The sequence below is a fragment of the Bacillus sp. SIMBA_074 genome, assembly GCF_046534555.1.
GTDB lineage: Bacteria > Bacillota > Bacilli > Bacillales > Bacillaceae_G > Bacillus_A > Bacillus_A mycoides.
This window is the reverse complement of the sequence record NZ_JAWRYM010000035.1, coordinates 14081-37185: the sequence shown is the minus strand read 5'-3', so window position 1 is coordinate 37185 and position 23105 is coordinate 14081. Positions and strand designations below refer to the sequence as shown.

The 23105-nt window shown below is 41.0% G+C and carries 29 protein-coding genes; all 29 read left to right on the top strand.

Translation table 11 applies throughout. The features are described 5' to 3' along the window. Positions 1 to 46 precede the first annotated feature (46 nt). The 29 genes from rpoB to secY all read left to right on the top strand — a co-directional run bounded on the left by rpoB (position 47) and on the right by secY (position 23100). Positions 47 to 3580 carry a DNA-directed RNA polymerase subunit beta gene (gene rpoB / locus SB773_RS25595; RefSeq protein ID WP_002113316.1) on the top strand — a complete coding sequence of 1178 codons (3534 nt, stop codon included), beginning with the start codon at positions 47 to 49 and terminating at the stop codon, positions 3578 to 3580. Between the two features lie 37 nt (positions 3581 to 3617). Then, entirely contained in the window at positions 3618 to 7229 is a 3612-nt protein-coding gene (rpoC, locus tag SB773_RS25590) for a DNA-directed RNA polymerase subunit beta' (protein WP_002009783.1), read from the top strand. Between the two features lie 113 nt (positions 7230 to 7342). After that, a complete protein-coding gene (locus SB773_RS25585) occupies positions 7343 to 7591 on the top strand; it encodes a ribosomal L7Ae/L30e/S12e/Gadd45 family protein (RefSeq protein WP_060750890.1) in 249 nt (82 codons plus the stop codon). Between the two features lie 114 nt (positions 7592 to 7705). Then, positions 7706 to 8128, top strand: a complete 423-nt coding sequence (gene rpsL, locus SB773_RS25580) for a 30S ribosomal protein S12 (protein WP_001142341.1) — start codon at positions 7706 to 7708, stop codon at positions 8126 to 8128. A 29-nt stretch (positions 8129 to 8157) separates the two neighbouring features. Beyond that, positions 8158 to 8628 carry a 30S ribosomal protein S7 gene (gene rpsG / locus SB773_RS25575; RefSeq protein ID WP_001137492.1) on the top strand — a complete coding sequence of 157 codons (471 nt, stop codon included), beginning with the start codon at positions 8158 to 8160 and terminating at the stop codon, positions 8626 to 8628. A 206-nt stretch (positions 8629 to 8834) separates the two neighbouring features. Beyond that, entirely contained in the window at positions 8835 to 10913 is a 2079-nt protein-coding gene (fusA, locus tag SB773_RS25570; RefSeq protein WP_002113318.1) for an elongation factor G, read from the top strand. 117 nt (positions 10914 to 11030) lie between these two features. Continuing rightward, positions 11031 to 12221, top strand: coding sequence for an elongation factor Tu (gene tuf, locus SB773_RS25565; protein WP_002009778.1), 1191 nt, complete (start codon positions 11031 to 11033; stop codon positions 12219 to 12221). Positions 12222 to 12621: 400 nt separating this feature from the next. Then, positions 12622 to 12930: a 30S ribosomal protein S10 gene (gene rpsJ, locus SB773_RS25560; RefSeq protein ID WP_001040595.1), complete on the top strand. Its 309-nt coding sequence runs from the start codon at positions 12622 to 12624 to the stop codon at positions 12928 to 12930. 34 nt (positions 12931 to 12964) lie between these two features. Continuing rightward, positions 12965 to 13597: a 50S ribosomal protein L3 gene (rplC, locus tag SB773_RS25555; RefSeq protein ID WP_000160209.1), complete on the top strand. Its 633-nt coding sequence runs from the start codon at positions 12965 to 12967 to the stop codon at positions 13595 to 13597. A gap of 25 nt (positions 13598 to 13622) precedes the next feature. Continuing rightward, positions 13623 to 14246: a 50S ribosomal protein L4 gene (gene rplD, locus SB773_RS25550; RefSeq protein ID WP_001127261.1), complete on the top strand. Its 624-nt coding sequence runs from the start codon at positions 13623 to 13625 to the stop codon at positions 14244 to 14246. Beyond that, positions 14246 to 14536: a 50S ribosomal protein L23 gene (rplW, locus tag SB773_RS25545; protein ID WP_001205557.1), complete on the top strand. Its 291-nt coding sequence runs from the start codon at positions 14246 to 14248 to the stop codon at positions 14534 to 14536. The genes rplD and rplW overlap by 1 nt, the downstream gene beginning before the upstream one ends. Before the next feature lie 28 nt (positions 14537 to 14564). After that, a complete protein-coding gene (rplB, locus tag SB773_RS25540) occupies positions 14565 to 15395 on the top strand; it encodes a 50S ribosomal protein L2 (protein ID WP_000511584.1) in 831 nt (276 codons plus the stop codon). 60 nt (positions 15396 to 15455) lie between these two features. Then, on the top strand, positions 15456 to 15734 hold the full coding sequence (gene rpsS / locus SB773_RS25535) for a 30S ribosomal protein S19 (RefSeq protein ID WP_000124452.1): 279 nt from the start codon (positions 15456 to 15458) through the stop codon (positions 15732 to 15734). 17 nt (positions 15735 to 15751) lie between these two features. Continuing rightward, complete coding sequence (gene rplV, locus SB773_RS25530) at positions 15752 to 16093, top strand: 50S ribosomal protein L22 (protein ID WP_002009773.1); 342 nt, start codon at positions 15752 to 15754, stop codon at positions 16091 to 16093. A gap of 3 nt (positions 16094 to 16096) precedes the next feature. Continuing rightward, positions 16097 to 16756 carry a 30S ribosomal protein S3 gene (rpsC, locus tag SB773_RS25525; RefSeq protein WP_002009771.1) on the top strand — a complete coding sequence of 220 codons (660 nt, stop codon included), beginning with the start codon at positions 16097 to 16099 and terminating at the stop codon, positions 16754 to 16756. Position 16757: 1 nt separating this feature from the next. Further along, positions 16758 to 17192 (top strand): 50S ribosomal protein L16, encoded by a 435-nt coding sequence (gene rplP / locus SB773_RS25520; RefSeq protein WP_000928969.1) that lies wholly within the window; start codon positions 16758 to 16760, stop codon positions 17190 to 17192. After that, complete coding sequence (rpmC, locus tag SB773_RS25515; RefSeq protein WP_002091523.1) at positions 17182 to 17382, top strand: 50S ribosomal protein L29; 201 nt, start codon at positions 17182 to 17184, stop codon at positions 17380 to 17382. Before rplP ends, rpmC begins: the two co-directional genes overlap by 11 nt. 20 nt (positions 17383 to 17402) lie before the next feature. Then, a complete protein-coding gene (gene rpsQ, locus SB773_RS25510) occupies positions 17403 to 17666 on the top strand; it encodes a 30S ribosomal protein S17 (RefSeq protein WP_002091526.1) in 264 nt (87 codons plus the stop codon). Between the two features lie 43 nt (positions 17667 to 17709). Continuing rightward, positions 17710 to 18078: a 50S ribosomal protein L14 gene (gene rplN / locus SB773_RS25505; RefSeq protein WP_000615912.1), complete on the top strand. Its 369-nt coding sequence runs from the start codon at positions 17710 to 17712 to the stop codon at positions 18076 to 18078. 38 nt (positions 18079 to 18116) lie between these two features. Continuing rightward, positions 18117 to 18428 carry a 50S ribosomal protein L24 gene (gene rplX, locus SB773_RS25500; RefSeq protein WP_000558201.1) on the top strand — a complete coding sequence of 104 codons (312 nt, stop codon included), beginning with the start codon at positions 18117 to 18119 and terminating at the stop codon, positions 18426 to 18428. Between the two features lie 26 nt (positions 18429 to 18454). Beyond that, complete coding sequence (gene rplE / locus SB773_RS25495) at positions 18455 to 18994, top strand: 50S ribosomal protein L5 (protein WP_002091528.1); 540 nt, start codon at positions 18455 to 18457, stop codon at positions 18992 to 18994. A 33-nt stretch (positions 18995 to 19027) separates the two neighbouring features. Beyond that, on the top strand, positions 19028 to 19213 hold the full coding sequence (gene rpsN / locus SB773_RS25490) for a 30S ribosomal protein S14 (RefSeq protein WP_001085700.1): 186 nt from the start codon (positions 19028 to 19030) through the stop codon (positions 19211 to 19213). Between the two features lie 29 nt (positions 19214 to 19242). Next, positions 19243 to 19641: a 30S ribosomal protein S8 gene (gene rpsH / locus SB773_RS25485; RefSeq protein WP_002009764.1), complete on the top strand. Its 399-nt coding sequence runs from the start codon at positions 19243 to 19245 to the stop codon at positions 19639 to 19641. A 32-nt stretch (positions 19642 to 19673) separates the two neighbouring features. Then, positions 19674 to 20213: a 50S ribosomal protein L6 gene (gene rplF / locus SB773_RS25480; protein ID WP_002009762.1), complete on the top strand. Its 540-nt coding sequence runs from the start codon at positions 19674 to 19676 to the stop codon at positions 20211 to 20213. Between the two features lie 31 nt (positions 20214 to 20244). Continuing rightward, positions 20245 to 20607, top strand: a complete 363-nt coding sequence (gene rplR, locus SB773_RS25475; RefSeq protein ID WP_002009761.1) for a 50S ribosomal protein L18 — start codon at positions 20245 to 20247, stop codon at positions 20605 to 20607. Positions 20608 to 20628: 21 nt separating this feature from the next. Beyond that, entirely contained in the window at positions 20629 to 21129 is a 501-nt protein-coding gene (rpsE, locus tag SB773_RS25470) for a 30S ribosomal protein S5 (RefSeq protein WP_002009759.1), read from the top strand. Positions 21130 to 21142: 13 nt separating this feature from the next. After that, the gene (gene rpmD / locus SB773_RS25465) at positions 21143 to 21325 is read left to right on the top strand and encodes a 50S ribosomal protein L30 (protein ID WP_002009757.1); all 183 of its coding nucleotides are present in this window, start codon (positions 21143 to 21145) and stop codon (positions 21323 to 21325) included. A 33-nt stretch (positions 21326 to 21358) separates the two neighbouring features. Then, positions 21359 to 21799 (top strand): 50S ribosomal protein L15, encoded by a 441-nt coding sequence (gene rplO, locus SB773_RS25460; RefSeq protein WP_002009754.1) that lies wholly within the window; start codon positions 21359 to 21361, stop codon positions 21797 to 21799. Beyond that, positions 21799 to 23100, top strand: coding sequence for a preprotein translocase subunit SecY (gene secY, locus SB773_RS25455; protein WP_002091534.1), 1302 nt, complete (start codon positions 21799 to 21801; stop codon positions 23098 to 23100). Before rplO ends, secY begins: the two co-directional genes overlap by 1 nt. The last annotated feature ends 5 nt before the right edge of the window (positions 23101 to 23105 follow it).

Here is a 23105-nt window from a genome sequence, read left to right as displayed (position 1 = left end):
ATTTTTTTGTGCATTTATAATACTCATGATTTGAGGGGTGAAGCAGTTGACAGGTCAACTAGTTCAATACGGACGCCACCGCCAACGAAGAAGTTATGCCCGTATTAGTGAAGTATTAGAGTTACCAAATCTTATCGAAATTCAAACCTCTTCTTATCAGTGGTTTCTTGATGAGGGTTTGCGAGAAATGTTCCAAGACATTTCTCCGATCGAAGACTTTACGGGAAATCTATCGCTTGAATTTATCGACTACAGCTTGGGTGAACCTAAATACTCTGTAGAAGAATGCAAAGAGCGTGATGTGACGTATGCAGCACCACTTCGTGTAAAAGTGCGTCTAATCAACAAGGAAACTGGTGAAGTAAAAGAACAAGATGTGTTCATGGGAGATTTCCCACTCATGACAGAGACTGGAACATTCGTAATTAACGGTGCAGAACGTGTTATCGTTTCCCAGTTAGTTCGCTCTCCAAGCGTATACTATAGTGGCAAAGTGGATAAAAACGGAAAACGTGGTTTTACTGCTACTGTAATTCCAAACCGCGGAGCTTGGTTAGAGTATGAAACAGATGCTAAGGATGTTGTATATGTGCGTATTGACCGTACGCGTAAACTTCCTGTAACTGTTTTGTTACGCGCATTAGGGTTTGGCTCTGATCAAGAAATCACCGAGCTTTTAGGTGATAACGAATACTTAAGCAATACGTTAGAAAAAGACAACACAGATAGCACTGAGAAGGCATTGCTTGAAATTTATGAGCGTCTACGCCCTGGTGAACCACCAACAGTAGAAAATGCAAAGAGCTTACTTGTGTCTCGTTTCTTTGATCCGAAGCGCTACGATTTAGCAAATGTAGGTCGCTATAAGATCAACAAAAAGCTACACATTAAAAACAGATTGTTTAACCAACGTTTAGCTGAAACACTGGTGGATCCAGAAACTGGTGAAATTTTAGCGGCAGAAGGAACAGTCTTAGATCGTCGTACACTGGATCGCATTCTACCTTACTTAGAGAAAAACATTGGATTCAAAACAGCGAAACCAATGGGTGGAGTGGTAGCAGGCGATGTTGAGCTGCAATCTATTAAGATTTATGCTCCAGAATCAGAAGGCGAACGATCTATAAACGTAATTGGGAATGCAAATATTACTCGTGATATAAAACACATCACACCAGGTGATATTCTTGCTTCTATTAGCTACTTCTTTAACTTGCTATATAAAGTAGGGGATACAGATGATATTGACCACTTAGGAAATCGTCGTCTGCGTTCTGTAGGAGAGTTACTACAAAACCAATTCCGTATCGGTCTTTCTCGTATGGAACGTGTTGTTCGTGAGAGAATGTCGATTCAAGATACAAATGCAATTACACCACAAGCGTTAATTAACATTCGCCCGGTTATTGCATCTATTAAAGAGTTCTTCGGAAGTTCTCAGTTATCTCAGTTCATGGATCAAACAAACCCATTAGCAGAGTTAACTCACAAACGAAGACTATCTGCATTAGGACCCGGTGGTTTAACGCGTGAGCGCGCAGGCTTTGAAGTACGTGACGTTCACTACTCTCACTATGGTCGTATGTGTCCAATTGAAACACCAGAGGGACCAAACATCGGTTTGATTAACTCATTATCTTCGTTTGCGAAAGTAAATGAGTTTGGTTTCATTGAAACGCCATACCGTCGTGTTGACCCAGAAACTGGTCTTGTAACAGGGCAGGTTGATTATTTAACAGCAGATGAAGAAGATAACTATGTTGTAGCCCAAGCGAATATGAAATTATCTGAAGTAGGGGAATTCCTTGATGAAGATATCGTAGCTCGTTTCCGTGGTGAAAACATTGTCACAAATAAAGAACGCATCGACTACATGGATGTATCTCCAAAACAAGTAGTGTCGGCAGCGACAGCTTGTATTCCGTTCTTAGAAAACGATGACTCTAACCGCGCACTTATGGGAGCGAACATGCAACGTCAGGCGGTTCCGTTAATAAATCCGGAATCTCCGATTGTAGGTACAGGTATGGAGTACGTATCAGCAAAAGACTCAGGTGCTGCAGTAATCTGTAAACAGCCTGGTGTTGTTGAGCGCGTAGAAGCACGTGAAGTTTGGGTACGTCGCTATGTAGACGTTGACGGTCAAACAGTAAAAGGCGACTTAGATCGCTACAAAATGCAAAAATTCATTCGTTCTAACCAAGGAACTTGCTACAACCAACGTCCAATCGTAAGTGTTGGAGACCAAGTTGTAAAAGGTGAAATCCTTGCGGATGGTCCTTCTATGGAACTAGGTGAACTGGCGCTTGGACGTAACGTGCTTGTTGGCTTTATGACATGGGACGGTTATAACTATGAGGATGCGATCATCATGAGTGAGCGCCTTGTAAAAGATGATGTGTACACTTCTATCCATATTGAAGAATATGAATCAGAAGCTCGTGATACGAAGCTTGGACCAGAAGAAATTACACGTGATATCCCGAATGTTGGAGAAGATGCACTTCGTAATCTTGACGAGCGCGGTATTATTCGCGTCGGTGCTGAAGTAAAAGATGGAGATCTACTTGTTGGTAAAGTAACGCCAAAAGGTGTAACAGAATTAACGGCAGAAGAACGTCTATTACATGCAATCTTCGGTGAAAAAGCACGTGAAGTACGTGATACATCACTACGTGTACCACACGGTGGTGGCGGTATTATCTTAGACGTAAAAGTGTTTAACCGTGAAGATGGCGATGAATTGCCACCAGGCGTGAATCAACTTGTACGTGCATATATCGTTCAAAAGCGTAAAATTTCTGAAGGTGACAAAATGGCCGGTCGTCATGGTAACAAAGGTGTTATCTCCCGTATTTTACCGGAAGAAGATATGCCTTACTTACCAGATGGTACGCCAATCGATATCATGTTAAACCCATTAGGGGTACCATCTCGTATGAATATCGGTCAGGTATTAGAGCTTCATCTTGGTATGGCAGCAAGATACCTTGGTATTCACATTGCAACACCGGTATTCGATGGTGCTCGTGAGGAAGATGTATGGGGCACAATTGAAGAAGCTGGTATGGCAAATGACGCGAAAACAATCCTGTATGACGGACGTACTGGTGAGCCATTCGATAACCGTGTATCTGTTGGTGTCATGTATATGATCAAACTTGCGCACATGGTTGACGATAAACTTCATGCTCGTTCTACTGGACCATACTCACTTGTAACGCAGCAACCTCTTGGAGGTAAAGCTCAGTTCGGTGGACAGCGTTTCGGTGAGATGGAGGTTTGGGCACTTGAAGCTTATGGTGCTGCTTATACTCTTCAAGAAATCTTAACAGTGAAGTCTGATGATGTTATTGGACGTGTTAAGACGTATGAAGCAATTGTTAAAGGTGAAAATGTTCCAGAACCAGGCGTTCCTGAATCATTCAAAGTATTGATTAAAGAACTGCAAAGTTTAGGTATGGACGTTAAAATGATGTCTATCAACGATACAGAAATTGAAATGCGTGATACGGAAGATGACGATGATCATCAATCAGCAGATAAATTGAATGTTGAAGTTGAGACAACTAAGGAATAATTGGGATAACCTGTAGACTAAAAGGGAGGTAGGCCCCTTGATAGATGTAAATAACTTTGAATATATGAAGATTGGACTTGCTTCACCTGACAAGATTCGTTCTTGGTCATACGGTGAAGTTAAGAAACCAGAAACAATTAACTATCGTACGTTAAAGCCTGAAAAAGATGGCTTGTTCTGTGAGCGTATTTTCGGACCACAAAAGGACTGGGAATGTCATTGCGGGAAATATAAACGTGTACGTTATAAAGGTGTAGTTTGTGATCGATGTGGCGTTGAAGTAACGCGTGCAAAAGTTCGTCGTGAACGTATGGGTCATATCGAATTAGCTGCTCCTGTATCTCATATTTGGTATTTCAAAGGTATCCCGAGCCGCATGGGACTTGTCTTAGACATGTCCCCTCGCGCGCTTGAAGAAGTAATTTATTTCGCTTCTTATGTTGTAACAGAAAGTGGAGATACACCACTTGATAAGAAGCAATTACTTTCTGAAAAAGAATACCGTGCATATCGTGATCGATATGGCAGTACATTCCATGCTGCTATGGGTGCAGAAGCGATTAAAAAATTACTGCAAGACATCGATTTAGATAAAGAAGTAGACTTCTTAAAAGAAGAATTAAAAACAGCACAAGGACAACGCCGTACTCGTGCTATTAAACGTCTAGAAGTATTAGAAGCATTCCGTAACTCTGGAAATCACCCATCTTGGATGATCTTAGAGGTTCTTCCGGTTATCCCACCAGAACTACGCCCGATGGTACAGTTAGATGGTGGACGTTTTGCTACTTCTGACTTAAACGACTTATATCGTCGTGTAATTAACCGTAACAACCGTTTAAAACGTCTATTGGACTTAGGTGCACCAAGCATTATCGTTCAAAACGAAAAACGTATGTTACAAGAAGCTGTAGACGCATTAATCGATAATGGTCGCCGTGGCCGTCCAGTTACTGGACCAGGTAACCGTCCATTAAAATCACTATCTCACATGCTTAAAGGTAAACAAGGACGTTTCCGTCAAAACTTATTAGGTAAACGTGTTGACTACTCTGGCCGTTCTGTAATCGTCGTAGGACCGAACTTAAAGATGTACCAATGTGGATTGCCGAAAGAAATGGCACTTGAATTGTTTAAACCTTTCGTTATGAAAGAGTTAGTTGGAAAAGGATTAGCACACAACATTAAGAGTGCTAAACGTAAAATCGAGCGTGTACACCCTGAAGTTTGGGACGTTTTAGAATCTGTGATCAAAGAGCATCCAGTGCTTCTAAACCGCGCACCAACACTTCACCGTCTTGGTATCCAGGCGTTTGAACCTACACTAGTAGAAGGTCGTGCAATCCGTCTTCACCCACTTGTATGTACTGCATACAACGCGGACTTTGACGGTGACCAAATGGCGGTTCACGTTCCGTTATCATCAGAGGCACAAGCGGAAGCTCGTATCCTTATGTTAGCGGCACAAAACATCTTGAATCCAAAAGACGGAAAACCAGTTGTTACTCCATCTCAGGATATGGTATTAGGTAACTATTACTTAACACTTGAGCGCGAGGGTGCAATCGGTGAAGGTATGGTCTTCAAAGATGCAAACGAAGCAATACTTGCATACCAAAATGGATATGTACATCTGCACACACGTGTTGCAGTTGCTGCGAGTTCGGTAAATAATGTAACGTTTACTGAAGAGCAAAAGAGTAAGCTTCTATTAACAACAGTTGGTAAATTAATATTTAACGAAATCTTACCAGAGTCGTTCCCTTATATTAATGAACCAACAAACTCAAACCTTGAAAAAGAAACACCAGCGGAATATTTCGTTGAAAAAGGTGCGAACATTAAAGAAATTATTGCTAGTCGCGAAGAAGTGGCACCATTTAGCAAGAAAATCCTTGGTAATATTATTGCGGAAGTATTCAAACGTTTCCAAATTACAGAAACGTCTCGCATGCTTGACCGTATGAAAAACTTAGGATTTAAATACTCTACAAAAGCTGGTATTACAGTTGGGGTATCAGATATTCTTGTATTAGGTGAAAAAGATGAAATTCTCCATGAAGCACAAGCAAAAGTAGATAATGTAATTAAACAATTCCGTCGCGGTTTAATCACGGAAGAAGAACGTTACGATCGCGTTATCTCTATTTGGAGTAATGCAAAAGATGTTATCCAAGGAAAGCTGATGAAATCCTTGAATAAACGCAACCCAATCTTCATGATGAGTGATTCCGGTGCCCGTGGTAACGCATCGAACTTTACTCAGCTTGCTGGTATGCGTGGTCTGATGGCCAATCCATCTGGTCGTATCATTGAGCTTCCGATCAAATCGAGTTTCCGTGAAGGTTTAACAGTACTTGAGTACTTCATCTCTACGCATGGTGCGCGTAAAGGTCTTGCCGATACAGCACTTAAAACTGCCGATTCTGGTTACTTAACACGTCGTCTTGTAGACGTTGCACAAGATGTAATTGTTCGTCAAGATGATTGTGGAACAGATCGCGGTTTACTAATTGGTGCGATTAAAGAGGGTAATGAAGTTATTGAGTCACTATATGATCGTCTTGTTGGACGTTTTGCAAGAAAAACTGTAAAACATCCTGAAACAGGTGAAGTATTAGTTGTTGAAAATCAATTAATTACTGAAGATATTGCTCATATCGTTGAAAAGTCGGGTGTTGAAACTGTAAACATTCGTTCAGCGTTTACGTGTAATACTCGCCATGGTGTATGTAAGAAGTGTTACGGTCGTAACTTAGCAACTGGTACAGACGTAGAAGTAGGAGAAGCGGTAGGTATTATCGCAGCTCAATCTATCGGTGAGCCAGGTACACAGTTAACGATGCGTACGTTCCATACAGGTGGGGTTGCCGGGGATGATATCACACAAGGTTTACCTCGTATCCAAGAGATCTTCGAAGCTCGTAATCCGAAGGGTCAGGCAGTTATCAGTGAAATTGACGGTGTTATCGCAGCGATCAACGATGTTAAAGATCGCCAAGAAGTAGTTGTACAGGGTGAAGTTGAAGCTCGTACGTATGCTATTCCTTACGGTGCTCGTCTGAAAGTAACTCTAGGACAGCCAATTAGCCACGGTAAAGAGTTAACAGAAGGTTCTATTGATCCGAAGGAATTACTAAAAGTAACGGACATTACAGCAGTTCAAGAATACTTATTACGTGAAGTTCAAAAAGTATACCGTATGCAAGGGGTAGAAATTGGTGACAAACACGTAGAAGTAATGGTACGTCAAATGCTACGTAAAGTTCGTGTAAGTGATGCGGGTGAAACAGATGTATTACCAGGAACATTACTAGATATCCATCAGTTTACTGATGCGAATGCGAAGGTGTTACTGAAAGGTAAACAACCAGCAACGGCTAGACCGGTTCTACTTGGTATTACAAAAGCTTCACTTGAGACAGATTCGTTCTTATCTGCGGCGTCATTCCAAGAAACAACTCGTGTTCTAACAGATGCAGCAATTAAGGGTAAACGCGATGAGCTTCTAGGATTGAAAGAGAATGTTATTATCGGTAAGCTTGTTCCTGCTGGAACAGGTATGAATCGTTATCGCAAAGTGGATCTTGTAAAAACAACACAAGATAACATGAATGTAGAAAACGATGAAGTTTATGTGGAACAGTAAAATTTTCCGTCGTAAATTTTGTATAAAAACAGCTGATCCTAGTTGACATTGTATGAGACAAAATGTTACTATAATCAAGGTTGCTCCTGAACGATGCTTTGGAGGATATTTAAATGTCTTATCAAAAAGTGTCAAATGCTGAAAATGTAGTCGTTGGTCATAAACGAACATTGGAAGCAATCAAAAATGGTATAGTTAAAGAAGTTGTTATTGCGGAAGATGCTGATGTGCGGTTAACCCATGTTATCATTCGTACTGCCTTGCAACATAACATACCCGTAACCAAAGTTGAATCAGTTCGTAAGCTTGGAAAAGTTTCGGGGATTCAAGTGGGAGCTTCAGCAATAGGAATAATAAGTTAAAACTGTTTTTGTGAGGAGAGAGCATTTGCTCTTCCTTGCAAAAACTTTGTTTTCAACTAATAATGAACCACCTGGATATGTGGTCATACAAACATGCGAAGGGAGGATAATCAAATGCCTACTATTAACCAATTAGTGAGAAATGGTCGTACTGATAAAGTATGGAAGTCTAAATCACCTGCGTTAAACAAAGGTTTTAATTCTTTAAAGAAAAAATCAACTGATATCTCTGCACCTCAAAAACGTGGTGTGTGTACTCGTGTTGGTACAATGACTCCGAAGAAACCGAACTCAGCGTTACGTAAATACGCTCGTGTACGTTTAACAAACGGTATTGAAGTTACAGCTTACATCCCAGGTATCGGTCATAACCTACAAGAGCATAGCGTAGTATTAATTCGCGGTGGTCGAGTAAAGGATTTACCAGGGGTACGTTACCACATCGTTCGTGGTGCGCTTGATACAGCTGGTGTTGACAAACGTATGCAAGGACGTTCTAAATATGGTACTAAGCGACCAAAACCTGCTAAAAAATAATAAACTTATAATGAAAGGAGGAACTCAATATGCCTCGTAAAGGACCTGTTGCGAAACGTGACGTGTTACCAGATCCAATGTACAATTCTAAACTTGTAACGCGCCTAATCAACAAAATGATGGTTGACGGTAAAAAAGGTAAATCTCAAACAATTCTTTATAACGCTTTCGATATCGTTCGTGAACGTTCAGATAAAGAACCAATGGAAGTATTCGAGCAAGCTCTTAAGAACATCATGCCTGTTCTTGAAGTACGCGCTCGTCGTGTTGGTGGTGCTAACTACCAAGTTCCAGTTGAGGTTCGTCCAGAACGCCGTACAACTTTAGGTCTTCGCTGGTTAGTAAACTATGCTCGTCTTCGTGGTGAAAAAACTATGGAAGAGCGTCTAGCTTACGAAATCTTAGATGCAGCTAACAACGCTGGTGCATCTGTTAAGAAACGTGAAGACACTCATAAAATGGCAGAAGCTAACAAAGCATTTGCTCATTACCGTTGGTAGGATTCAACGTAAAATAAATGTAAGCATAAACCGCTTTATTTGTCGCTTATGGAAGTGTGGAGAGGGAGAATGCCTCTCCCTTTCGTTGGGCGCTCGTTTTACATAATGAGGGTACTGGACACTGGCATATGTAACAATATAAAGTGGCTTTTTTGCTACTTAAAATAAAATAATCCAATCCATATATGGAAGGAGCAAGACACCAAATGACTAGAGAGTTCTCTTTAGAAAACACTCGTAATATTGGTATCATGGCTCACATCGATGCTGGTAAAACAACAGCAACTGAGCGTATTCTGTATTACACAGGACGTATTCATAAAATCGGTGAAACTCATGAAGGTGCATCTCAGATGGACTGGATGGAGCAAGAGCAAGAACGTGGTATCACAATTACTTCTGCTGCAACTACAGCACAATGGAAAGGTCACCGTGTAAATATCATTGACACTCCAGGACACGTAGATTTCACAGTAGAAGTAGAACGTTCTTTACGCGTACTTGATGGCGCAGTAGCAGTACTTGATGCACAATCTGGTGTAGAACCACAAACAGAAACTGTTTGGCGTCAGGCTACTACTTATGGTGTACCTCGTATCGTATTCGTTAACAAAATGGATAAGATTGGTGCAGATTTCTTATACTCTGTAGGAACAATCCACGATCGTTTACAAGCAAACGCACATCCAATTCAGTTGCCAATCGGTGCTGAAGATGAGTTCAATGGTATCATTGACCTTGTTGAAGAGTGTGCTTACATGTACGCTAACGATTTAGGAACAGACATCGAGCGTGTCGAAATTCCTGAAGAGCATAAAGAATTAGCTGAAGAATACCGTGGAAAACTTATTGAAGCGGTAGCTGAGCTTGATGAAGAAATGATGATGAAGTACCTAGAAGGTGAAGAAATCACTGTAGAAGAGCTTAAAGCTGGTATCCGTAAGGCTACAACTTCTGTAGAATTCTTCCCAGTAATCTGTGGTTCTGCATTCAAAAATAAAGGTGTTCAAATTCTGTTAGACGCAGTTATCGACTACCTACCATCTCCATTAGATGTACCTGCTATTAAAGGTACTCTTCCGGATACAGATGAAGCTATCGAGCGTAAGTCTAGCGATGAAGAACCATTCGCAGCTTTAGCATTCAAAATCATGACTGATCCTTATGTTGGTAAGTTAACGTTCTTCCGTGTGTACTCTGGTGTGTTAAACTCTGGATCATACGTGAAAAACTCAACTAAAGGTAAGCGTGAGCGTGTAGGTCGTATCCTACAAATGCACGCTAACAGCCGTGAAGAGATTTCAACAGTTTACGCTGGTGATATCGCTGCTGCTGTAGGTTTAAAAGATACTACTACTGGTGATACTCTTTGTGACGAGAAGAGCCTTGTTATCCTTGAGTCTATGGAATTCCCAGAACCAGTTATCTCTGTAGCTATCGAACCAAAATCTAAAGCTGACCAAGATAAAATGGGTACAGCATTATCTAAGCTTTCTGAAGAAGATCCAACATTCCGTGCTCACACTGACCAAGAAACTGGCCAAACAATCATCGCTGGTATGGGTGAACTTCACCTTGATATCATCGTTGACCGTATGCGCCGTGAATTCAAAGTGGAAGCAAACGTTGGTGCTCCTCAGGTAGCATACCGTGAGACTTTCCGCGCTGCTGCGAAAGTTGAAGGTAAGTTCGCTCGTCAATCTGGTGGTCGTGGACAATTCGGTCACGTTTGGATTGAGTTTGAACCTAATGAAGAAGGTAAAGGTTTTGAATTCCAAAACAAAATCGTCGGCGGTGTAGTTCCACGTGAATACATCCCAGCTGTTGGAGCGGGTCTTGAAGACTCACTTAAAAATGGTGTACTAGCTGGTTATCCACTAGTTGACATCAAAGCTGCGTTAGTTGACGGATCTTACCATGATGTCGATTCATCTGAGATGGCGTTCAAAATCGCTGCATCTATGGCGCTTAAAGCTGCGGTTTCTAAATGTAGCCCAGTAATTCTTGAGCCAATGATGAAAGTTGAAGTTGTAATTCCTGAAGAGTACATGGGTGACATTATGGGCGACGTAACATCTCGTCGTGGACGTGTAGAAGGTATGGAAGCTCGCGGTAACGCTCAAGTTGTTCGCGCTATGGTTCCACTTTCTGAAATGTTCGGTTATGCAACGGCATTACGTTCTAACACTCAAGGACGCGGAACATTCTCAATGACATTTGATCATTATGAAGAAGTACCGAAGTCTGTTTCTGAAGAAATTATTAAAAAAAATAAAGGTGAATAATTGATTTTTATCGATTGTTCAAGTATAACTACTTATGTAAGCTTAGAAAGTGAGACGCAAGTTTCACTTTCTAGTCTAAATATAAAATAACCCATATAAACTAAGGAGGAATTTAGAATGGCTAAAGCTAAATTCGAACGTTCTAAACCCCATGTTAACATCGGTACAATCGGCCACGTTGACCATGGTAAAACTACATTAACTGCTGCGATCACTACAGTTCTTGCAAAAGCTGGTGGTGCTGAAGCACGCGGATACGATCAAATCGACGCTGCTCCAGAAGAAAGAGAGCGCGGAATCACAATCTCAACTGCACACGTTGAGTACGAAACTGAAACTCGTCACTATGCACACGTTGACTGCCCAGGTCATGCTGACTATGTTAAAAACATGATCACTGGTGCTGCTCAAATGGACGGCGGTATCTTAGTAGTATCTGCTGCTGATGGTCCAATGCCTCAAACACGTGAGCACATCCTTCTTTCTCGTCAAGTAGGTGTTCCTTACATCGTTGTATTCTTAAACAAATGCGACATGGTAGATGACGAAGAATTATTAGAATTAGTAGAAATGGAAGTTCGCGACCTATTATCTGAATACGGATTCCCAGGCGACGATATTCCTGTAATTAAAGGTTCTGCTCTTAAAGCTCTTCAAGGAGAAGCTGAGTGGGAAGAAAAAATCATCGAATTAATGACTGAAGTTGATGCTTACATCCCAACTCCAGAACGTGAAACTGACAAACCATTCTTAATGCCTATCGAGGATGTATTCTCTATCACAGGTCGTGGTACAGTTGCAACTGGTCGTGTTGAGCGTGGAATCGTTAAAGTTGGTGACGTAGTAGAAATCATCGGTCTTGCTGAAGAGAATGCTACTACAACTGTAACTGGTGTAGAAATGTTCCGTAAGCTTCTTGACCAAGCTCAAGCTGGAGACAACATCGGTGCTCTACTTCGTGGGGTTGCTCGTGAAGACATCCAACGTGGACAAGTTCTTGCTAAAACTGGCTCTGTAAAAGCACACGCTAAATTCAAAGCTGAGGTTTTCGTATTATCTAAAGAAGAAGGTGGACGTCATACTCCATTCTTCGCTAACTACCGTCCACAGTTCTACTTCCGTACAACTGACGTAACTGGTATCATCCAATTACCAGAAGGTACTGAAATGGTAATGCCTGGTGACAACATCGAAATGACTATCGAACTTATCGCTCCAATCGCTATCGAAGAGGGAACTAAATTCTCTATTCGTGAAGGTGGACGTACAGTAGGTTACGGTGTAGTTGCTACAATCGTTGCTGAGTAGTCTTTAATTAGATTATTAAAAACTCAAGGGATTCTCCCTTGAGTTTTTTTATTGCTTATTACTATAGAAGAAAGAGATGTATTTTCTATTTTTGGATGAGTTTCTTCTATAGTATATAAAACGAAAACAACACCCAAAAACTGTAAGGTGAATAAGAGTAGATGAAAACTTGATATTCTTTAAAGTGCCATGTATAATAGCAAAAGTAGAGAAAAGCAGATGCGAACAAAAAGATGCTTGCATCTAGACGAATAACATTGTATAATAGACAATGTTGGTCTTTGACTGCGATGAAGTGGAAGGTTGCTGACACACCCGGCCGCTTTGCCATGGCATGGTGTGGGGAAATTTCCATGGAGAAGGTCTATTTTAGAAATAGGCGAACGAAGGAGGGAAAATAATGGCAAAAGAAAAAATTCGTATCCGTTTAAAAGCTTATGATCACCGTATTCTTGATCAATCAGCTGAGAAAATTGTAGAAACAGCTAAGCGTTCTGGGGCAACAGTTTCTGGTCCGATCCCATTACCAACTGAGAAGACTATTTACACAATTCTTCGTGCTGTTCATAAGTACAAAGATTCTCGTGAACAATTCGAAATGCGCACACACAAACGTCTAATCGACATCGTGAGTCCTACTCCGCAAACAGTAGATTCATTAATGCGTTTAGATTTACCATCTGGTGTAGATATCGAAATCAAACTATAATTCATATAACTTAAAAATGTAGGAGGTGTAACTCATGACCAAAGGAATCTTAGGAAGAAAGATCGGTATGACTCAAGTATTTGCTGAGAACGGTGAGTTAATCCCAGTAACGGTAATCGCTGCTAATCCAAACGTTGTTCTTCAAAAGAAAACAACTGAAACTGATGGCTACAACGCAATTCAGTTAGGATTTGAAGATAAACGTGAAAAGTTAACTAACAAACCTGAACAAGGCCACACTGCTAAAGCATCTACAACTCCTAAGCGCTTCATTCGCGAAATCCGCGATGCAGACGTGGACGGATTAGAGGTTGGTCAAGAGGTAAAAGTTGAAGTTTTCGCTGCAGGTGAAATCGTTGACGTAACAGGAATTTCTAAAGGTAAAGGTTTCCAAGGTGTTATTAAACGCCACGGACAATCTCGCGGACCTATGTCTCATGGTTCTCGCTATCACCGTCGTCCAGGTTCAATGGGGCCAGTTGCTCCGAACCGTGTATTCAAAGGCAAAAAACTTGCTGGACGTATGGGTGGAGACCAAGTTACTATCCAAAACTTAGAAATCGTTCAAGTTGACACTGAGCGCAACTTATTACTAGTAAAAGGTAACGTTCCAGGTGCTAAGAAATCTCTTGTAGTTGTTCAAGGCGCTGTGAAGGTTAGCAAATAATTCACAATAGGAAGGAGGAATTCCAATGCCAAAAGTTACTGTATATAACCAAACTGGTTCACAGGTTGGTGAAATCGAATTAGCTGAAGCTATTTTCGGTATCGAACCAAATGAAGCTGTACTATTTGAAGCTGTAATGATGCAACGTGCATCTTTACGTCAAGGTACACACAAAGTAAAAACTCGCTCTGAAGTTCGTGGTGGTGGTCGTAAACCATGGCGTCAAAAAGGAACTGGACGTGCTCGTCAAGGTTCTATCCGCTCTCCTCAATGGCGTGGTGGTGGTACGGTATTCGGACCTACACCAAGAAGCTATGCGTACAAACTTCCTAAGAAAGTTCGTCGTTTAGCAATCAAATCTGCATTAGCTACTAAAGTAGTTGAGAACAACATTGTAGTTCTTGAGGACCTAGTGTTAAATGCACCAAAAACAAAAGACATGGTAGCAGTACTTAAAGGATTAACTGTTGAGAAGAAAGCTCTTATCGTAACTGCTGATGCAAACGAATCTGTAGAGTTATCTGCTCGCAATATCCCTGGAGTAACAGTAATCACTGCTGATGGCGTAAACGTGCTAGATGTGCTTCATCATGATAAGCTAATCATGACAAAAGCGGCAGTGGAAAAAGTAGAGGAGGTGCTTGCATAATGAGAGATCCTCGTGATATCATTAAGCGCCCAGTTATCACTGAACGTTCTATGGAAATGATGGCTGAAAAAAAATACACGTTCGACGTGGACGTTAAATCTAATAAAACAGAGGTTAAAGACGCTATAGAAGCGATCTTTGGTGTTAATGTAGACAAAGTAAATATCATGAACTACAAGCCGAAAGCAAAACGTGTTGGTCGTCACGCTGGTTTTACTAGCCGTCGTCGTAAAGCAATCGTTAAGCTAACTGCTGACAGCAAAGAAATCGAAATCTTCCAAGGCGTTTAATTCTTACTAAAGAAGGAGGGAAATTGAGATGGGAATTAAAAAGTATAATCCAACTACTAACGGTCGTCGTAACATGACTACGAATGATTTCGCTGAAATCACGACCGACAGACCAGAAAAGTCTTTACTTGCTCCTTTAAGCAAAAAGGCTGGTCGTAATAACCAAGGTAAAATTACTGTACGTCATCAAGGTGGCGGACATAAGCGTCAATACCGTATCATCGACTTTAAGCGTAACAAAGATGGAATTCCAGGACGCGTTGCTACGATCGAATACGATCCAAACCGCTCTGCGAATATCGCATTAATTAACTACGTTGACGGTGAAAAACGTTACATTCTTGCTCCTAAAACTTTAGAAGTAGGTATGGAAGTTATGTCTGGCCCTGAAGCTGACATTAAAATCGGTAACGCATTACCATTAATCAACATTCCAGTAGGTACTGTTGTTCATAATATCGAGCTTAAGCCTGGTCGTGGAGGACAATTAGTCCGTTCTGCTGGTACATCTGCTCAAGTACTTGGTAAAGAAGGAAAATACGTACTTGTACGTTTAACTTCTGGTGAAGTACGTTTAGTATTATCTGCTTGTCGCGCTTCAATCGGTCAAGTTGGTAACGAACAACACGAACTTATCAAAATCGGTAAAGCAGGTCGCTCTCGCTGGTTAGGTAAGCGCCCAACAGTTCGTGGTTCTGTAATGAACCCGGTTGATCACCCACACGGTGGTGGTGAAGGACGCTCTCCAATCGGACGTAAGTCTCCAATGTCTCCATGGGGTAAACCAACTCTTGGATTCAAGACTCGTAAGAAAAACAAAGCGTCTGATAAATTTATCGTTCGTCGTCGTAAAAAATAATGGGATTGTAGTACGGTTCATTTCAAGAACCGTACGCCAATCACGAAGGGAGGCACCAAAATGGCTCGTAGCTTAAAAAAAGGACCATTTGTCGATGATCACTTAATGAACAAAATGGAAAAATTAGTTGCATCTGAGCAAAAACAAGTTGTTAAAACTTGGTCTCGCCGTTCAACAATCTTCCCTCAGTTCATCGGACATACAATTGCTGTATATGATGGTCGTAAACACGTACCTGTGTACATCACTGAGGATATGGTTGGCCATAAGTTAGGTGAATTCGCACCAACTCGTACGTATAAAGGTCACCTTGCTGACGATAAGAAAACTAGAAGATAATGAGAGGAGGCACTTCAATGCAAGCTAAAGCAGTAGTGAGAACAGTTCGTATTGCTCCTCGTAAGGTTCGTTTAGTAGTAGACTTAATCCGAGGTAAGCAAGTGGGTGAAGCGATTGCTATCCTTAACCACACACCAAAAACTGCTTCTCCAGTTGTAGAAAAAGTTTTAAAATCTGCAATCGCAAATGCAGAGCACAATTATGAGATGGATATTAACAACCTAGTTGTTGAAAAAGTCTTCGTTGACGAAGGTCCAACGTTGAAACGTTTCCGTCCACGTGCAATGGGTCGTGCAAGCCAAATTAACAAACGCACAAGCCACATCACAGTTGTGGTATCAGAAAAGAAGGAGGGATAATCGATGGGTCAGAAGGTTAATCCAATTGGTCTTCGTGTCGGTATTATCCGCGACTGGGAATCTCGTTGGTTCGCTGAGAAAGATTATGCTACGTTATTACATGAAGACATCAAAATCCGTGAGTACATTACTGTACGCTTAAAAGATTCTGCTGTTGCTAAAGTAGAAATCGAACGTGCAGCAAATCGTGTAAATGTTACAATTCACACTGCAAAACCTGGTATGGTAATTGGTAAAGGTGGTACTGAAGTTGAAGCACTTCGTAAAGCTCTTAACCAATTAACAGGCAAGCGTGTACACATTAACATTTTAGAAGTTAAGAGAGCTGATCTTAACGCTAAATTAGTGGGCGAAAACATCGCTCGTCAATTAGAAAACCGTGTATCATTCCGTCGTGCACAAAAGCAAGTTATTCAACGTGCTATGCGTGCAGGAGCAAAAGGTATTAAAACACAGGTTTCTGGTCGTCTTGGCGGGGCTGATATCGCTCGTGCAGAATCTTACAGTGAAGGAACTGTTCCACTTCATACACTTCGCGCTGATATTGACTATGCAGCAGTTGAAGCTGATACAACATACGGTAAATTAGGCGTAAAAGTATGGATCTACCGTGGAGAAGTCCTTCCTACAAAAAAGAAAGCTTCTGAGGAAGGAGGAAAATAATATGTTAATGCCAAAACGCGTAAAATATCGTAGAGAGCATCGTGGTAAAATGCGTGGTCGTGCAAAAGGTGGAACTGAAATTGCTTTCGGTGAATTCGGTTTACAAGCACAAGCTGCTTCATGGATTACAAACCGTCAAATCGAAGCTGCTCGTCGTGCAATGACTCGTTACATGAAACGTGGCGGTAAAGTATGGATTAAAATTTTCCCTTCTAAACCTTACACTGCAAAACCTCTAGAAGTACGTATGGGTTCCGGTAAAGGGGCACCAGAAGGCTGGGTAGCAGTAGTAAAACCTGGGAAAATTATGTTTGAAATCGCGGGTGTATCTGAAGAGGTAGCACGCGAAGCATTACGTCTTGCAGCTCACAAACTACCTGTGAAATGTAAGTTCGTAAAACGTGAAGAAAATGGTGGTGAATCTAATGAAAACTAATGATATTCGTGAATTAACCACTGCCGAAATCGAAACAAAAGTTAAAGCTTTAAAGGAAGAATTGTTCAATCTTCGCTTCCAACTTGCTACAGGACAATTAGAGAATCCAACTCGCATCCGTGAAGTGCGTAAAGCGATTGCTCGTATGAAAACTGTAGTTTGTGAAAGAGAGATCGGAATTAATCGATAAATTGAGGGGAGGTTTGCATAGTGAGCGAACGTAACCAACGCAAAGTTTATACTGGTCGTGTTGTGTCTGATAAAATGGACAAAACGATTACAGTTTTAGTTGAAACTTACAAAACTCATTCCTTGTACGGAAAACGTGTTAAGTATTCTAAAAAGTACAAAGCCCATGATGAGCAAAACCAAGCAAAACTTGGCGATATCGTTAAAATCATGGAAACTCGCCCGCTTTCTGCTACTAAGCGTTTCCGTTTAGTTGAAATCGTTGAAGAAGCGGTTGTTATCTAAATAGACGAATCGGAATTTTTAGTCCGAAGGGAGGTTTCATAACATGATCCAACAAGAATCTCGTTTGAAAGTTGCTGACAACTCTGGTGCACGTGAACTTTTAACAATTAAAGTATTAGGCGGCTCTGGTCGTAAATATGCTAATATTGGTGATATTATCGTTGCTACGGTAAAACAAGCAACACCAGGTGGCGTTGTTAAAAAAGGTGACGTTGTTAAGGCAGTAGTGGTACGTACGAAGAGCGGAGCTCGTCGTCCGGACGGTTCTTATATTAAATTTGATGAAAACGCAGCGGTTATCATCAAAGACGATAAGAGCCCACGTGGTACTCGTATCTTCGGACCAGTAGCTCGTGAATTACGTGATAGCAACTTCATGAAGATCGTTTCTTTAGCTCCAGAAGTTCTATAATTTAAGGTATTGCCTTGCTAAGGAGGTGCAGAATTAAGATGCATGTAAAAAAAGGTGATAAAGTTCAGGTAATCACTGGTAAAGACAAAGGAAAACAAGGCGTTATCCTTGTGGCTTTCCCAAAGCAAAACCGTGTTATCGTTGAGGGTGTTAACATCGTTAAAAAACACTCTAAGCCATCTCAATTAAATCCACAAGGTGGAATTATTACGAAAGAAGCACCTATTCACGTTTCTAATGTTATGGTATTAGATCCGAAAACAGGCGAACCTACTCGCGTAGGCTTCAAAGTAGAAGATGGTAAAAAAGTTCGTATTGCAAAAAAATCTGGTGAATTATTAGATAAATAATTTTCTTAAGAAAGGAGGTCACTTCATTGAATCGCCTTAAAGAGAAGTTCCAAAAGGAAATTACTCCTGCTCTAATGAGCAAGTTTAACTATAAATCTGTGATGGAAGTACCGAAAATCGAAAAGATCGTAATCAACACTGGTGTTGGTGACGCGGTATCTAACTCAAAAGCTTTAGACAATGCAGTAGAAGAATTAACGCAAATCGCAGGTCAAAAACCTGTTGTAACTCGCGCTAAAAAATCAATCGCTGGTTTCCGTCTTCGTGAAGGTATGCCAATCGGTGCGAAAGTAACTTTACGCGGACAACAAATGTATGAGTTCTTCGACAAATTAGTATCAGTTTCTTTACCACGTGTACGTGATTTCCGTGGTGTTTCTAAGAAATCATTCGATGGTCGTGGGAACTACACATTAGGTGTTAAAGAGCAACTAATTTTCCCTGAGATTGATTATGATAAAGTAAGTAAAGTCCGCGGTATGGACATCGTAATCGTTACTACAGCGAAAACTGATGAAGAAGCTCGTGAACTTTTAACACAATTCGGTATGCCATTCCAAAAATAATGGAAGCCAACGCTAAGTAGAGGAGGCGAAAACGTGGCTAAAAAATCTATGATCGCGAAACAAAAGCGTACTCCTAAGTTTAAAGTACAAGAGTATACACGTTGCGAACGCTGCGGTCGTCCGCATTCTGTATACCGCAAATTTAAGCTTTGCCGTATTTGTTTCCGTGAACTTGCATATAAAGGTCAAATTCCTGGTGTTAAAAAAGCTAGTTGGTAAAACCCACAAATGGGAAGGAGGTAAAACACATGGTGATGACAGATCCAATTGCAGACATGCTTACTCGCATCCGTAATGCGAACATGGTACGTCATGAGAAATTAGAGGTTCCTGCTTCTAAAATCAAAAAAGAGATCGCTGAACTTTTAAAACGTGAAGGTTTCATTCGTGATGTAGAATACATTGGGGATAACAAACAAGGTATCCTTCGTATTTTCCTGAAATATGGTGCAAACAATGAACGTGTAATCACTGGATTAAAACGTATCAGTAAACCTGGCTTACGCGTTTACGCAAAAGCTGATGAAGTACCACGTGTACTTAACGGATTAGGTATCGCTCTTGTTTCTACATCTAAGGGAGTAATGACAGACAAAGACGCTCGTCAATTACAAACTGGTGGAGAAGTAGTAGCATACGTTTGGTAATATATATTTAAAACGAACGGAGGTGTGACCACATGTCTCGTATTGGTAAAAAGATTCTTGAAATCCCTGCAGGTGTTACTATTACAGTTGCAGAAGACAATACTGTAACAGTAAAAGGCCCTAAAGGTGAATTAACTCGTACTTTCAAAACTGATATGTCTATCAAAATTGAAGAAAATACACTAACAGTTGAGCGTCCATCTGAACAGAAGGAACACCGTGCATTACACGGTACAACTCGTGCTTTAATCGGAAACATGGTTGAAGGTGTAACTACAGGTTTCGTACGCGGACTTGAATTAGTCGGTGTTGGTTACCGTGCTCAAAAACAAGGAGATAAACTTGTTTTAAGCGTAGGTTATTCTCATCCAGTAGAAATGACTCCAGAAGCAGGACTTGAAGTTGAAGTACCTGTACCAACTAAAATCGTAATTAAAGGTATCGACAAGCAACGTGTTGGCGAATTTGCTGCTAACATCCGCGCTGTACGTGCTCCTGAACCATATAAAGGTAAAGGTATTCGTTACGAAGGCGAAGTTGTTCGTCGTAAAGAAGGTAAAACTGCTAAGTAAACCCGTTAGGTGAAAGAAAGGAGTGACAAGAATGATCACTAAAGCTGCTAAAAATGCGACTCGTAAGAAAAGACATGCACGTGTACGTGCTAAACTTACTGGTACTGCAGAACGTCCACGTTTAAACGTGTACCGTTCTAACCAACATATTTACGCTCAAGTTATTGATGATGTAAATGGTGTAACATTAGTAAGTGCATCTACTCTTGATAAAGACCTTGCTCTTAACGGTACTAGCAATACTGAAGCTGCTACGAAAGTTGGAGAATCAGTTGCTAAGCGTGCTGTAGAGAAAGGCGTTAAAGAAGTAGTATTTGATCGCGGTGGTTACTTATACCATGGCCGTGTTAAAGCTCTAGCTGAAGCTGCTCGTGAGGCTGGATTACAATTTTAATGGTCAAAGGAGGGAAAATTGATGCAACGCATTGACCCAAGTAAATTAGAACTTGAAGAACGTGTAGTTACGATAAATCGTGTCGCGAAAGTTGTTAAGGGTGGTCGTCGTTTCCGCTTTGCTGCACTAGTTGTAGTTGGCGATAAAAACGGTCATGTTGGATTCGGTACTGGTAAAGCACAAGAGGTACCAGACGCAATCCGTAAAGCTATCGAAGACGCTAAGAAAAACCTAATCGCTGTACCATTAGTTGGTACAACAATTCCTCACACAATCAACGGTCATTTTGGAGCTGGTGAAGTATTCTTAAAACCTGCTGCTGAGGGTACTGGTGTTATTGCTGGTGGACCTGTTCGTGCGGTACTAGAATTAGCTGGTGTACAAGATATTCTTTCGAAATCTCTTGGTTCTAACACACCAATCAACATGATTCGCGCTACTGTGAACGGATTAAGCGAACTTAAGCGCGCTGAAGATGTTGCAAAATTACGCGGTAAATCTGTAGAAGAGCTACTAGGTTAAGGAGGGAAAACAAATGGCGAAAAAGTTAGAAATTACCCTCACTCGTAGTGTAATTGGTCGTCCACAAGATCAACGTGCGACGGTAGAAGCTTTAGGTCTTAAAAAGTTGAATTCAACTGTAGTTAAGGAAGAAACTCCTGCTATTCTTGGTATGATCAACAAAGTTTCTCACCTTATCTCTGTAAAAGAAGCTTAAGGATAACTCATTAATATAAGGAGGTGCCTGGGAATGAAACTTCATGAATTAAAACCTGCAGAAGGTTCTCGTAAAGTACGTAACCGTGTCGGTCGTGGTATCGGTTCTGGTAACGGTAAAACTGCTGGTAGAGGTCATAAAGGACAAAACGCACGTTCTGGCGGCGGTGTTCGTCTTGGCTTCGAAGGTGGTCAAACTCCACTATTCCGTCGTTTACCAAAACGCGGCTTCACAAACATTAACCGTAAAGAGTTTACTATTGTAAACTTATCAACGTTAAATCGTTTTGAAGATGGTACAGAAGTAACACCTGAATTATTGCTGGAAACTGGCGTTATCAGCAAGTTAAACGACGGTGTTAAAATTCTTGCAAGCGGAGCAGTAGAGAAAAAATTAACTGTTAAAGCGCACAAGTTCTCTTCAAGTGCTAAAGAAGCAATTGAAGCAGCTGGCGGATCAGTTGAGGTGATCTAATGTTTCGTACAATCTCCAACTTTATGCGCGTTGCTGAGATAAGACGTAAAATATTATTCACTTTAGCGATGTTAGTCGTATTCAGGATTGGCACGTTTATCCCAGTGCCATTTACAAATGGAGACGTACTGAAAGCACAAGATCAATTAAATGCCTTAGGTATCCTAAATACATTTGGCGGTGGCGCCTTGAAGAACTTCTCCATCTTCGCGATGGGAATCATGCCGTATATTACAGCATCCATCATCGTGCAATTATTGCAGATGGATGTTGTTCCTAAATTTTCGGAATGGTCGAAGCAAGGCGAAATGGGCCGTCGTAAACTAACGCAATTCACGCGTTACTTTACAATTGTTCTTGCGTTTATTCAGGGGTTTGGTATGTCAATCGGTTTTAACGGTATGGTAGGTGGGCAATTAATTTTGAATCCAGGTTGGAGCACTTATTTATACATTGCTACGGTACTGACTGCTGGTACTGCATTTTTAATGTGGTTAGGTGAACAGATTACATCTAAAGGTGTAGGTAATGGTATTTCCATTCTTATCTTTGGTGGTATTGCCGCAGCGATCCCAAGTGTTATATCTCAAGTGTATCAACAACAGTTTCAAAATATCGGAGATCAATTGTTCATGAGTATCGTTAAAGTTGCATTGATTTTACTAGCTGTGCTAGCGGTTATTGTTGGTGTTATTTTCATTCAACAGGCTGTTAGAAAGATCCCAATTCAATACGCGAAGCGTGTAACAGGAGGGAATGGGAATCATGCTGGAGCACAAAACACTCATTTACCACTTAAGGTAAATAGTGCGGGTGTTATTCCAGTCATTTTTGCTGTTTCATTCTTAATTACGCCTCCAACTATTGCACAGTTCTTCCCGAAACATGATGTGTCGCAGTGGATTATTGCAAACTTTAACTATTCTCACCCAGTGGGAATGATCATATATGTTGCGCTCATTGTAGCCTTCACATATTTCTATGCATTTGTTCAGGTTAATCCAGAGCAAATGTCAGAGAATCTAAACAAGCAAGGTGGATATGTTCCAGGTATTCGTCCGGGTAAGAATACAGAACAATATCTAACAAAAATCTTGTATCGTTTGACCTTTGTGGGATCAATTTTCCTAGCAGCGATTGCAATCTTACCAGTTATCTTTACGAAATTGGGAAATCTTCCTCCATCTGCACAGATTGGTGGAACGAGTATGTTAATCGTTGTCGGCGTTGCTTTAGAAACAATGAAGCAGCTAGAAAGCCAATTGGTAAAACGCCATTACAAAGGGTTTATCAAGCAGTGAGTAAG

Bases quoted from the DNA above. Each gene is read 5' to 3' on its own strand.
- rplR (WP_002009761.1), top strand. From the start codon at position 20,245: ATGATCACTAAAGCTGCTAAAAATGCGACTCGTAAGAAAAGACATGCA.
- SB773_RS25585 (WP_060750890.1), top strand. From the start codon at position 7,343: ATGTCTTATCAAAAAGTGTCAAATGCTGAAAATGTAGTCGTTGGTCAT.
- rplW (WP_001205557.1), top strand. From the start codon at position 14,246: ATGAGAGATCCTCGTGATATCATTAAGCGCCCAGTTATCACTGAACGT.
- rplP (WP_000928969.1), top strand. From the start codon at position 16,758: ATGTTAATGCCAAAACGCGTAAAATATCGTAGAGAGCATCGTGGTAAA.
- rplF (WP_002009762.1), top strand. From the start codon at position 19,674: ATGTCTCGTATTGGTAAAAAGATTCTTGAAATCCCTGCAGGTGTTACT.
- rpsE (WP_002009759.1), top strand. From the start codon at position 20,629: ATGCAACGCATTGACCCAAGTAAATTAGAACTTGAAGAACGTGTAGTT.
- rpsJ (WP_001040595.1), top strand. From the start codon at position 12,622: ATGGCAAAAGAAAAAATTCGTATCCGTTTAAAAGCTTATGATCACCGT.
- rpmC (WP_002091523.1), top strand. From the start codon at position 17,182: ATGAAAACTAATGATATTCGTGAATTAACCACTGCCGAAATCGAAACA.
- rpmD (WP_002009757.1), top strand. From the start codon at position 21,143: ATGGCGAAAAAGTTAGAAATTACCCTCACTCGTAGTGTAATTGGTCGT.
- rpsG (WP_001137492.1), top strand. From the start codon at position 8,158: ATGCCTCGTAAAGGACCTGTTGCGAAACGTGACGTGTTACCAGATCCA.
- rpsS (WP_000124452.1), top strand. From the start codon at position 15,456: ATGGCTCGTAGCTTAAAAAAAGGACCATTTGTCGATGATCACTTAATG.
- fusA (WP_002113318.1), top strand. From the start codon at position 8,835: ATGACTAGAGAGTTCTCTTTAGAAAACACTCGTAATATTGGTATCATG.
- rpsH (WP_002009764.1), top strand. From the start codon at position 19,243: ATGGTGATGACAGATCCAATTGCAGACATGCTTACTCGCATCCGTAAT.
- rpsL (WP_001142341.1), top strand. From the start codon at position 7,706: ATGCCTACTATTAACCAATTAGTGAGAAATGGTCGTACTGATAAAGTA.
- rplV (WP_002009773.1), top strand. From the start codon at position 15,752: ATGCAAGCTAAAGCAGTAGTGAGAACAGTTCGTATTGCTCCTCGTAAG.
- rplX (WP_000558201.1), top strand. From the start codon at position 18,117: ATGCATGTAAAAAAAGGTGATAAAGTTCAGGTAATCACTGGTAAAGAC.
- tuf (WP_002009778.1), top strand. From the start codon at position 11,031: ATGGCTAAAGCTAAATTCGAACGTTCTAAACCCCATGTTAACATCGGT.
- rplC (WP_000160209.1), top strand. From the start codon at position 12,965: ATGACCAAAGGAATCTTAGGAAGAAAGATCGGTATGACTCAAGTATTT.
- rplD (WP_001127261.1), top strand. From the start codon at position 13,623: ATGCCAAAAGTTACTGTATATAACCAAACTGGTTCACAGGTTGGTGAA.
- rplB (WP_000511584.1), top strand. From the start codon at position 14,565: ATGGGAATTAAAAAGTATAATCCAACTACTAACGGTCGTCGTAACATG.
- rplN (WP_000615912.1), top strand. From the start codon at position 17,710: ATGATCCAACAAGAATCTCGTTTGAAAGTTGCTGACAACTCTGGTGCA.
- rpsC (WP_002009771.1), top strand. From the start codon at position 16,097: ATGGGTCAGAAGGTTAATCCAATTGGTCTTCGTGTCGGTATTATCCGC.
- rplO (WP_002009754.1), top strand. From the start codon at position 21,359: ATGAAACTTCATGAATTAAAACCTGCAGAAGGTTCTCGTAAAGTACGT.
- secY (WP_002091534.1), top strand. From the start codon at position 21,799: ATGTTTCGTACAATCTCCAACTTTATGCGCGTTGCTGAGATAAGACGT.